The organism is Pseudonocardia sp. McavD-2-B, assembly GCF_024124365.1.
GTDB lineage: Bacteria > Actinomycetota > Actinomycetes > Mycobacteriales > Pseudonocardiaceae > Pseudonocardia > Pseudonocardia alni.
On record NZ_JAMXSG010000215.1, the window covers coordinates 1 to 10,260 of the forward strand.

Consider the following 10,260-nt stretch of genomic DNA (forward strand, 5'->3'; position numbering starts at 1 on the left):
CCGCGGCCCGCCGCACCGGGTGAGCCGGAACGCGGTGGCCTGCAGCGCGGCGGGCCACCACCCGGCGGCGTGCAGCCCGACGGGCCGGAGCGCTGGACGGCGGCGGCTGGAGCGGGTCAGAGCAGGTGGGCTACAGCGCGTCGCCGGACAGGAAGACGGTGGCCCCGTCCTCGCCGGTGGTCAGCACGGCGCCGCTGTCGGCCGCGGAGAGGAACACCGCGCGACCGCGGGGCAGCTCGACGGTGACGCCGCCGGCGTCGACCGCGGCGTCACCGTCGACGCACAGCAGGATGCGGGCGCCGGTGCCGGGGACGTCGAGCTTGTCCCGGCCGTCGGTGACCGCGCGGCGGAGCAGGAACTCCTCGACCGGCACGTCGTAGCGGTGCCAGCCGTCGGCGCCGGGGTCGGGGACCGGGGCGCGGACCGGCGGCGGCGGGGCGGTGAAGTCGAGGACGCGCAGCAGCTCCGGCACGTCGACGTGCTTGGGCGTCAGCCCGCCGCGCAGCACGTTGTCGGAGTTGGCCATCACCTCGATGCCCGCCCCGGACAGGTACGCATGCAGGTTCCCGGCCGGCAGGAACAGCGCCTCGCCGGGGGCCAGGGTGATCCGGTTGAGCAGCAGCGCGGCGAGCACGCCCGCATCGTCGGGGTAGCGCTCGGACAGGTCGAGCGCGGTCTTCGCTTCGCCGGTCCACTCCTGGGCGGTGCCGCGCTCCAGCAGCCGGACCGCACCGTCCTGCAGGGCCGGGACGAGCCCGTCGAGCACCGACTGGGGCAGCGTGATCCAGGTGGTGAACAGCGCGCGCAGCCCGTCCGGGCACGGCTGGCCGGCCAGCAGCTCGGTGTAGGCGGCGAGCTCGGGGACGTCCAGGGCGCGCAGCAGCTCCACCGTGCGGGCCGGCTCGCGGAACCCGACCAGCGCGACGAACTCGGTCAGCGCGCAGATCAGCTCCGGCTTGTGGTGGGCGTCGCGGTAGCTGCGGTCCGGCGCGTCCACCGCGATCCCCGCGGCGTTCTCCCGCTCCCAGCCCTCACGGGCCTGCTCCAGGCTCGGGTGGGCCTGCAGGCTCAGCGGCTCCTCGGCGGCCAGCACCTTCAACAGGAACGGCAGCCGTCCCTCCCAGCGGTCGCGGCCCGGGCCCAGCGCGGCGACCGGGTCGGCGGCGATGAGCTCGTGCAGCGGGCGGGTGCCCCCGCCGACCGTCGACGGGGCGGCCGGGTGCGCGCCCAGCCACAGCTCCGCCTGCGGGTGCGGTGACGGGACGGGCTCGCCGAGCAGCTCGGCGATGACCGTCCGCGAGCCCCACGCGTAGGTGCGGATCGGGTTCTCCAGCAGTTCCACGGGTCTCCCGGTGTCAGGTGCGCGGGGTCAGGTGATCAGGGTGGCGCCGGTCGCCAGGCCGAGGTACACGGCGGCGATGTCGGCGCGCAGGGCGAGCACACCGGCCCGCAGCAGCGCCGCGTCGCGGGTGCCGCGCGGGATCTCGTCGACCGGGTGTGCCAGGTCGGCGTTCGGCCACTCCCTGCCGAGCACCCGGCGGCTCACCGACTGCGGGTCCTCCTCCCCCGTGCCGAGCAGCACCAGCCGCGGCGGTGGCGCGTCGCCACCGGGGGCCGGGTCGTCGAACGGGTCGTGGAAGATGTCGCCCCCGCCCCGCTCGGACAGGTCGACGGCGACGCGCAGACCGGCCAGGGTGCCCGCCTGCGCGAGCCCGTCGGCGTGCGCGACGACACCGGCGTGGGTGGCCAGCGCCAGCGCGCCGTGCCGGGCCACCGCGGCGGCGGCCGGGTCCACGCCCCACAGCAGCGGCGTCCGCTCGGCCAGCCGCAACGCGAGCGCCTTCGCCGGGTTCACGAACGGCTCGTGCGCGGGCTGGCAGCGCTCGGCCTCGGCGTCCAGCGCGTCGGCGAGCGCCTCGAGCCGGGCCGGGACCTCCTCGCTGCGCATCCCGGGCAGCAGGTCCAGCTCGGCGACGGCGACCAGCGCCACGGTCAGCGCCTGGGCGAACCCGAGCCCCTCGGGCAGCGGGATGCGCGGCTCGACCAGCCGGGCGCGCCCGGCGCCGGCCTGGGCGACCGGCCCGGAGTCCGGCGCGGACAGCACGACCTCGGCGCCGCGGTGCACCGCGACGGCGACCGACTCGGCCAGCTCCGGGTCGGTGGGGTCCGCGGAGTGCGCGACGACGACGTCCAGCGGCCCGATCCAGCCCGGCAGCCGCTCGGCGGTCACGACCGGCACCGGACAGCGGTCGGTGAGCAGGGCCGTGACGAGGTCGGCCACCACCCCGGAGACACCGGGCCGGCGCAGCAGCACCAGCGCGCGCGGACGGTGCCCGCGCAGCCGGTCCAGCCCGGCCTGGCCCGCGGTGTAGAGGGCGGAGCGGACCTGGGCGCCCGCGGTCGCGGCGGCCCGCAGGACGCCCGTGGTGTCCCGCGCCGCCAGCCCCTCGGGATCGGCCAGCAGCGTGTCGTCGAGCACCCCGTTCACCCGTCGTCCCGTCCGTCCCCCGCCGGCCCGGTCCCGGGCAGCGCCTCGTCGAGGAGCAGCACCGGGATCCCGTCGGTCACCGGGAACGCGCGACCGCACGCCGTGCAGGTCAGTCGGTCCTCACCCGGGGTCAGTACCGCGTGCGCGTCGCACGGGCAGGCCAGGATCTCCAGCAGCTGGGGGTCGAGCTGTAGGGCCACGGTTCTCCTCGTCGTCATGTCGCGCTCTCGATGCTGCCACCCGGTACCGACACTCCGCGGCAGCCGACCGGGTACGGACGCCATCACCGCAGGTGTGCGGGGCCGCGCGATCAGGCGCGCACGACCGCCAGCACCTCGTCCACCAGGGCACGGACGGCCGCGTCGTCGGCCGCCTCGACGTTGAGCCGCAGCAGCGGCTCGGTGTTCGAGGCCCGCAGGTTGAACCACGATCCGTCCGGCAGCGAGACGGTCAGGCCGTCGAGCCGGTCGAGCTCGACACCGTCGCGCGGGCCGAAGACGCCCTCGATCTCGGCGACCCGCGCGGCCTGGTCGTCGACCGTCGAGTTGATCTCCCCGGAGGCGGCGTAGCGGTCGTAGCCCGCCATCAGCCCGGACACCGTCGCACCGGCGGCGGCCGCCCGGTGCTCGCCGAGCGCGGCCAGCAGGTGCAGCGCCGCGAGCATGCCGGAGTCGGCCTTCCAGAAGTCGCGGAAGTAGTAGTGCGCGGAGTGCTCGCCGCCGAACACCGCGCCGGTCTCGGCCATCGTCTGCTTGATGAACGAGTGGCCCACCCGGGTGCGGACCGCGCGGCCGCCGTGCTCGGCGACCAGCTCGGGGACCGCCCGCGAGGTGATCAGGTTGTGGATGACGGCGACGTCGGACTCCCCCGCCGCGTGCGCCCGGACGAGCTCACGGGCCGCGACCAGCCCGGTGATGGCGCTGGGGCTCACCGCCTCGCCCCGCTCGTCGACGGCGAAGCAGCGGTCGGCGTCGCCGTCGAAGGCCAGGCCGAGGTCCGCGCCCTCGGCGACGACCCGCTTCTGCAGGTCGACCAGGTTCGCCGGGTCCAGCGGATTCGCCTCGTGGTTCGGGAAGTTTCCGTCGAGCTCGAAGTACAGCGGCACGACGCGCACGTTCAGACCGTCGAACACGGTCGGGACGGTGTGCCCGCCCATCCCGTTCCCGGCGTCGACGACGACGGTCAGCTCCGGGGAGGCGTCCAGCGAGGTCAGGTCGACCAGGCCGCGCAGGTAGCGCGCGTAGCCGGTGAGCATGTCCTCGGTGCGCACGGCACCGGGCGACGGGACCTCGGGGACCCCGGAGTCGAGGAAGCGGCCCGCCTCGTCGCGGATCGTCGCGAGGCCGGAGTCCTGGCCGACCGGGACGGCGCCGGCGCGGCACAGCTTGATGCCGTTGTAGGCGGCCGGGTTGTGGCTCGCGGTGAACATCGCGCCGGGCAGGTCCAGCGTGCCGGAGGCGTAGTAGAGCATGTCGGTGCTCGCGAGCCCGATGTCGACGACGTCGAGCCCCTGCCCGGTCACCCCGTCGGCGAACGCCGCCGCGAGCGCGGGCGAGCTGTCCCGCATGTCCCGCCCGACGACCACCGCCGACGGCGCCGGGTCGTCGCCCGCCACGAGCCGCGCCGTCGCCGCACCCAGTGCGCGCGCGGTGGGCTCGTCCAGTTGGTCGCCGACGACACCGCGGATGTCGTAGGCCTTCACGATCGCCGAGAGGTCGGGCACGACGCACGACCCTAGCGCAGCCGTGTCACCCGTCCGCGCAGGTCTCCTCACCCCGTGGGGCGGCTCAGCCGTCCTCGGGCTTCGGGAGCACCCGCAGGTGCCCGCGCCGCCCCGTGCCACCGGGCCGTGCGACCACCTCGACCGGCCGGTCCACCCGACCCGCCTCGCGGACGGCATCGGCGAGGGCGGTGAGGTCCTCGCCGCTGTGCTGGGGCTGGGCGAACTCGCCCTCGAACCGGACGACCTCCCACCCGCGGGGGGCGGTGAGGTTGTGCGCGTGCCCGGTGCAGAGGTCGTAGGAGTGCGGCTCGGCCTGCGTGGCCAGCGGGCCGACGACGGCGGTCGAGTCGGCGTAGACGTAGGTGAGCGTGGCGACGGCGAGCTCGGTGCAGCCCGTCCGTGAACATCTCCGCACACTCAACACGTCGCCGACGATAGCCCGTCACGGGCCCGCCGCCGCACTGCGACGCGCACCCCGCTCGGCGGACGGTCCGCCCGCCGCGGTCGCGGGTCACCCCCGGGTGGGGCGCGGGGGTCCTAGAATGCCCTGGTGCCCACCGCTCGTCCCGAGAACGACCGCCGGTCGCCGCGCAGCCCGCGCCGGCGGGACCGGCGAGGACGCGGCCTGCGCGGCCTGATGTACCCGGTGTCGACGCCGGCCTTCCGCACCCGCGCCGAACGCTTCGACGCGAAGGTGCTGGAGGCGCTCGAACCGATCGAGGCGCGCTGGGGCCCGGAGCTGGCCGACCTCGACCTCGCCGTCGACGACGTGCCGTCGGTCGACCGCACCTCGCCCGACGAGATCGTGTGGGGCACCGGGGTGCTGGCCGACGTCGGCGTCCCGCTGGCGCACCTCGTGCCGGCCGGAGTCGACTCCGCCGGGATGCCGACCCGGGCGCGGATCGTGCTCTACCGCCGCCCGCTCGAGGCCAGGGCGCGCAACGGCGAGGACCTCGCCGACCTCGTGCACGAGGTGCTCGTCGAGCAGGTCGCGGAGTACCTCAACATCGAGCCCGACGCCGTCGACGGCGGCTGAGCGCCCCCGCGGGGCGACACGGCCCGGGGACGACGACGGGCCGGTCACCGTGACGGCGACCGGCCCTCGTGTTCCTGTTTCCCCCGCGGAGTCTCACACAGCGGCGCGGCGGAGGCGACGGCGCTCCCGCTCGCTCAGCCCGCCCCAGATGCCGAAACGCTCGTCCTGGGCCAGCGCGTACTCCAGGCACTCGGCCCGGACCTCGCAGCCGGAGCAGATGCGCTTGGCCTCACGGGTGGAGCCGCCCTTCTCGGGGAAGAACGCCTCCGGGTCGGTCTGCGCGCAGAGCGCACGCTCCTGCCAGTCCGGCACCTCCTCGGAGGAACCGTCGTCCAGCAGACCCTTCAGGTCCAGGATCTGGGCGACCTGGTCGTAGTCGGCCATCTCGTGATCGGGCCGTTCGACCGTGCCCACCGGCTCGGCCTCCACCGGCCGCAGCATCCGCATGAACCCCTCGACGTCGTCCACTCGCCCACCTCCCCGCAACGCACTGGCGAATGACACCGCTGTAAGTACAGCGCTGACACTCGCTCTGTGCAAGCCGGCTCTGCCGATTGAGTGAAGGGTCGCGCGCGGGCGTTTCCTCCGACATGGAGTATGGGTACGTGCCGTCCCTGACACGCCGCATCAGCCCCTGGTTCCTGCTGATCCTCGGCGTCACCCTTCTCGGTGGCGTTCTCGCCGCCGCCGCCGTCCCCACCCGATCGGGGGTCCTGGCGACCTCCGGGATCTTCGTCCTGGTGCTCGGCGGCTGGGTGGTGTCGCTGTGCCTGCACGAGTACGGGCACGCCATCACCGCCTATCGCGGCGGGGACACCTCGGTCGCGGCGAAGGGATACCTGACCCTCGACGTGCGGCGCTACGCCGACCCCGGCCTGTCCCTGGTGCTGCCGCTGATCATCCTGCTGATCGGCGGGCTACCGCTGCCCGGCGGGGCGGTGTGGATCAACCAGTGGGCGCTGCGGTCGCGGGCCCGGCGCAGCGCGGTCTCGCTGGCGGGCCCCGCGGCGAACCTGGCCCTCGGCATCGTGTTGATCATCACGGTGGCCGCGTTCCCGGGGATGCCGCTGCCGGTGGCGGCCGGGCTGTCCGCGCTCGCGTACTTCCAGATCATCGCGTTCGTGCTGAACATGCTGCCCGTGCCCGGCCTCGACGGCTGGGGGGCGCTGGAGCCGTACCTGTCCGCGCCGGCTCGGCGCCTCGGCGAGCGGGTCCGGCCCTGGGCACCGTTCGTGCTGCTCGCCCTGCTGCTGTTCGTGCCCGGGGTGAGCGCGCTGTTCTTCGCCGCCACCCAGCTGCTGTTCGGCGCCGCCGGCGGGAACCAGGAGCTGTTCCGGCTCGGATACTCCGCGATGTTCTTCTGGCGCAACCTCTGAGCCCGGCTCAGCGGGCGGCGGCGACCATCGTCGCGACGGTGTCGTCGTCGGCGGGCAGCGCGTCCACCGGCCACCACCGCAGGTCCAGCGACTCGTCGCTGATCCGCGGCGTCGCGCCCGCGGGGGCGCGCACCAGGTAACGCACGTCCAGGTGGCGGGTCGGGACCCCGAGCGAGCAGGTGACGGGGTGGACGTCGACGTGCAGCGGGTGCTCGTCGATCTCCAGGCCGTCGATCCCGGACTCCTCGGTGGCCTCGCGCAGCGCCGCGGCGCGCAGCGAGTCGTCGCCCGGCTCGCAGTGCCCGCCCAGCTGGATCCAGCGGCCCACCCGCGGGTGCAGGGTCAGCAGCGTGTGGTCCCCGCCCGCGTCGAGCAGCAGCGCCGACGCGGTGAGGTGCCCGGGCACGCAGGAGCGGTCGCAGGCGTCGTCGGGGCGCGCGTCGAGGAAGGCCAGCAGCGCGTGCTGCAGGGCCCGCTGGCCGGGGTCGCGCGGTGTCCAGGCGCCCAGCTCGCGGGCGGCCGTCGCCGTGGCCACCACGGGCTCACAGCTCCAGCAGGCCGTCGCCGGCCGGTCGGGGAGCGCGCGGGGCGATCGGCTCGGCCGGCACGCCGACGGCGACCGCACCGAGCGCCGCCCAGTCGTCGGGCAGGTCCAGGACCCGGCGGGCGACGTCCGCGGCGAAGATCGTCGAGCCGACCCAGCAGGACGCCAGCCCCTCCGCGGCCAGCGCGACCAGCAGGGACTGCACCGCCGCCCCGCCGGCGACGGTGAACATGTCCCGCTCGGCGGCGGCCCGGGCCGGGTCCGGGTAGCCGTGCATCCCCGCGGTGGACCGGAACGCCAGCACCAGCTCCGGGGCGCGTCGCAGCAGGTCCCCGCGGGCGAGGCGACGCTCCACCTCGTCGGCCGGGCGCCCGTCGGCGACCAGGTCGGCACGCCAGCGCTCGCGCAGCGCGTCGAGCACCGCGGTGCGCCGCGCCGCGTCACGCAGCCACACGAACCGGAACGGGGTGCTGTGGTGCGGCGCGGGCGCGGTCAGCGCGACGCCCACGGCGCGGCGCACGGCGTCGTCGTCGACCGGCTCGTCGGCGAAGTCCCGGGTGCTGCGACGCAGCAGGACCGCCTCGCTGCGCCCGCGGGCGATCGCCTCCTCGGTGCCCAGCCAGAACAGGTCCTCCTCGATGGGCCGGACCAGGTCACGGGCGGTCGAGCCGTCGTCGGGCAGGACCGCGCCGCGCAGCACCGCGACCGGCAGCCCGCCGAGCTTGCCCTTCACCAGGTCCGCGGCCGCGGCGATCTCGTCGGCGACGGCGATCTCGGTGACGACCAGGTCGTTGCCCTGGCCGTCGACGGCGCCGGAGTAGCCGTGCAGCACCGGCAGTCCGGCCGAGCCGATCGCGATGTCGGTCTGGCCGACCCGCCAGCTGCGCCCCAGGGTGTCGGTGACGACGACGCCGACCTCGACCCCGAGCCGCTCCCGCAGCCCGGCGCGCAGCCCGGCCGCACTGGCGTCCGGGTCGGCGGGCAGCAGGGCGAGCTCGTCGCGGCGGACGTTGGAGCCGTCGATGCCCGCGGCGGCCTGCACGATGCCGAGCTTCCCGGACACGATCAGCGTCCGGCCCTTGCGGGCCACCACCCGCTCGGTCTCCTGGTCGACCAGCCTGCGGCGCAGCGCGTCGCGCTCCTCCTCGTCGGCGGGGGCCTGCACCAGCCTGCCCTCGACCTTGGAGAACACCTTGCTGGTGACCACCACGACGTCGCCGTCGCGCAGCCAGGTCATCCGCTCGGCCAGCGCGGCGGTGAGGTCGTCGCCGGGGCGGAACTCCGGAAGCCCCGGGACTCCGATGATCTCCAGCCGCTGCGACGCGTGGTCGGGGAAACCCTCAGACACCGACGCCCGCCAGCTCGAACGCGGCGCGGGCCATGGCGGCGGTCGCGTCGTGGTCGGTCATCAGCAGCGGCACCTCGCGCACGGTCGCGCCGGGCACGGTCGCGGCGTCGCCGGTGTGCACCAGGTAGCCGTCGAGCAGTCCGCCCTCGCCGCGGCCGCCGTAGTGCCGGCCCACGCCCTCGGCGCTGGTCTCGACGCCGATCGCGGTCAGGCAGGCGTCGGCCATGCCCCGCACCGGCGCCCCGCCGACGATCGGGGACAGCCCCACGACCTTCGCGGGCGTCGCCGCGAGGGCCTGGGCCATCCCGGGGACCGAGACGATCGTGCCGATCGACACCACCGGGTTGGACGGGGCGACGAGCACGACGTCGGCCCCGGCGATCGCGGCCCGGGCGTCGGGCAGGATCGCGGCCTGGTCGGCGCCGACCGAGGCGAAGCGGTACGCCTTCGGGGCGGCCCGGTGCCGGATCCACCACTCCTGGAAGTGGATCGCGACCTGCGGGGTCTCCTCGACCGCGGCCGGGTCCGGGTTGTCGATCACGACGTGGGTCTCGACGCGGTCGTCGGAGGCGGGCAGCAGCCGCACCCCGGGCTGCCAGCGGTGGCAGAGCGCCTCGGTGACCTGGGACAGCGGGTAGCCGGCACGCAGCATCCGGGTGCGGACGAGGTGGGTGGCGACGTCGCGGTCGCCCAGCCCGAACCAGGTCGCCTCGGCGCCGTAGGCCTCCAGCTCGGCCTTGACCGACCACGTCTCGTCCGAGCGGCCCCAGCCCTTCTCGACGTCGATGCCGCCGCCGAGGGTGTACATGACGGTGTCGAGGTCCGGACAGACCCGCAGCCCGTGCAGCCAGATGTCGTCGCCGACGTTGACCACGGCGGTGACCTCGTGCGCGGACTCGCCCGACCCCACGGGGGGCAGTCCGAGCGCGTGCTTCACGCCTTGCAGGAAGCGGGCTCCGCCGACGCCGCCGACCAGAACGGTGACCTTCACACGGCGACCCTACGTCGGTCAGAACGAGCGGTAGTCGCGCGGGGAGAACCGGGGCCCGAACCGGGGACGGCGGAACCCGGACGCCTCGATGTAGCGGACCGCGCGCTGGCGCTGCGGCACGTAGGGAGCGAGCACCTCGAGCATCCCCGCGTCGTCGAGGTCGTGCCCGAGCAGCGCCCAGCCGACGGTGTTGGGCACGTGGAAGTCGCCGAAGCTGACCGCGTCCGGGTCGCCCCAGGCGCGCTGGGCGATCTCCGCGGCCGTCCACACCCCGATGCCGCGGACCCGGCGCAGCAGCACCCGGCCCTGCTCCCCGCCCAGCTCGGCGGCCCGTTCCAGCCGGTGGGCGACGACGGCGGCGTGCAGGATCGCCGTCCGCCGGGCGTGGTCGACGCCGGCCCGGTGCCACTCCCACTCCGGCACCGCGCGGATCTGCCCGGGTGTCGGCGGCACCCGCATGCCGGCGGGCACCACCCCGGCCGGGCCCGGTGCGGGCGACCCGAACCGCCAGGCGAGCTCGCGGAACGAGCGGTGCGCCTCGGTGCCGGTGACCTTCTGCTCCAGCACCGCGGGCAGCAGCGCGTCCCACACCCGGCCGGTGGAGCCCAGCCGCAGCCCGGGACGGCGCCGGTGCGCGTCGGCGACGAGCGGGTGGTGCGCCACGAAGGCCGACGGGTCGTCGTCGGCCCCCAGCAGCGACGGCAGCCGGTCGACCTCCCAGGCCGCGCCCGGCCCCCAGCCGGTCGCGCGCACG

At 75.6% G+C, this 10,260-nt stretch carries 12 protein-coding genes; 2 read left to right on the top strand and 10 right to left on the bottom strand.

Translation table 11 applies throughout. The features are described 5' to 3' along the window. Positions 1-130 precede the first annotated feature (130 nt). From manA to NH602_RS22850, 5 genes are all read right to left on the bottom strand, one after another. On the bottom strand, positions 131-1,342 hold the full coding sequence (manA, locus tag NH602_RS22830) for a mannose-6-phosphate isomerase, class I (protein WP_253068863.1): 1,212 nt from the start codon (positions 1,340-1,342) through the stop codon (positions 131-133). Positions 1,343-1,369: 27 nt separating this feature from the next. Further along, positions 1,370-2,488 carry an SIS domain-containing protein gene (locus NH602_RS22835; RefSeq protein ID WP_179761883.1) on the bottom strand — a complete coding sequence of 373 codons (1,119 nt, stop codon included), beginning with the start codon at positions 2,486-2,488 and terminating at the stop codon, positions 1,370-1,372. Then, positions 2,485-2,688 carry a Trm112 family protein gene (locus NH602_RS22840; protein ID WP_020627721.1) on the bottom strand — a complete coding sequence of 68 codons (204 nt, stop codon included), beginning with the start codon at positions 2,686-2,688 and terminating at the stop codon, positions 2,485-2,487. The genes NH602_RS22835 and NH602_RS22840 overlap by 4 nt, the downstream gene beginning before the upstream one ends. Before the next feature lie 110 nt (positions 2,689-2,798). Next, the gene (locus tag NH602_RS22845) at positions 2,799-4,211 is read right to left on the bottom strand and encodes a phosphomannomutase/phosphoglucomutase (protein ID WP_253068864.1); all 1,413 of its coding nucleotides are present in this window, start codon (positions 4,209-4,211) and stop codon (positions 2,799-2,801) included. Positions 4,212-4,275: 64 nt separating this feature from the next. Further along, a complete protein-coding gene (locus NH602_RS22850; RefSeq protein ID WP_020627719.1) occupies positions 4,276-4,626 on the bottom strand; it encodes a DUF3499 domain-containing protein in 351 nt (116 codons plus the stop codon). Between the two features lie 135 nt (positions 4,627-4,761). On the opposite strand from NH602_RS22850, the gene NH602_RS22855 reads away from it, so the two are divergent. After that, complete coding sequence (locus NH602_RS22855; protein WP_374210251.1) at positions 4,762-5,247, top strand: metallopeptidase family protein; 486 nt, start codon at positions 4,762-4,764, stop codon at positions 5,245-5,247. A gap of 93 nt (positions 5,248-5,340) precedes the next feature. Here the strand turns inward: NH602_RS22855 and NH602_RS22860 are convergent, their stop codons facing one another. Continuing rightward, positions 5,341-5,631 carry a WhiB family transcriptional regulator gene (locus NH602_RS22860; RefSeq protein WP_083658828.1) on the bottom strand — a complete coding sequence of 97 codons (291 nt, stop codon included), beginning with the start codon at positions 5,629-5,631 and terminating at the stop codon, positions 5,341-5,343. 221 nt (positions 5,632-5,852) lie between these two features. Between NH602_RS22860 and NH602_RS22865 the strand changes: the two genes are divergently transcribed. Further along, on the top strand, positions 5,853-6,623 hold the full coding sequence (locus tag NH602_RS22865) for a site-2 protease family protein (protein ID WP_253068865.1): 771 nt from the start codon (positions 5,853-5,855) through the stop codon (positions 6,621-6,623). 7 nt (positions 6,624-6,630) lie between these two features. Here NH602_RS22865 and NH602_RS22870 read toward each other — a convergent pair whose 3' ends face one another. The 4 genes from NH602_RS22870 to NH602_RS22885 all read right to left on the bottom strand — a co-directional run. Continuing rightward, positions 6,631-7,161 carry an NUDIX hydrolase gene (locus NH602_RS22870; protein WP_073576348.1) on the bottom strand — a complete coding sequence of 177 codons (531 nt, stop codon included), beginning with the start codon at positions 7,159-7,161 and terminating at the stop codon, positions 6,631-6,633. Positions 7,162-7,165: 4 nt separating this feature from the next. Continuing rightward, the gene (locus tag NH602_RS22875; RefSeq protein ID WP_253068866.1) at positions 7,166-8,515 is read right to left on the bottom strand and encodes a coenzyme F420-0:L-glutamate ligase; all 1,350 of its coding nucleotides are present in this window, start codon (positions 8,513-8,515) and stop codon (positions 7,166-7,168) included. Further along, a complete protein-coding gene (gene cofD / locus NH602_RS22880) occupies positions 8,508-9,506 on the bottom strand; it encodes a 2-phospho-L-lactate transferase (protein WP_253068867.1) in 999 nt (332 codons plus the stop codon). The genes NH602_RS22875 and cofD overlap by 8 nt, the downstream gene beginning before the upstream one ends. Positions 9,507-9,524: 18 nt before the next feature. Beyond that, positions 9,525-10,260: DNA-3-methyladenine glycosylase (locus tag NH602_RS22885; RefSeq protein ID WP_253068868.1), on the bottom strand; the 736-nt coding region annotated here is incomplete at its 5' end.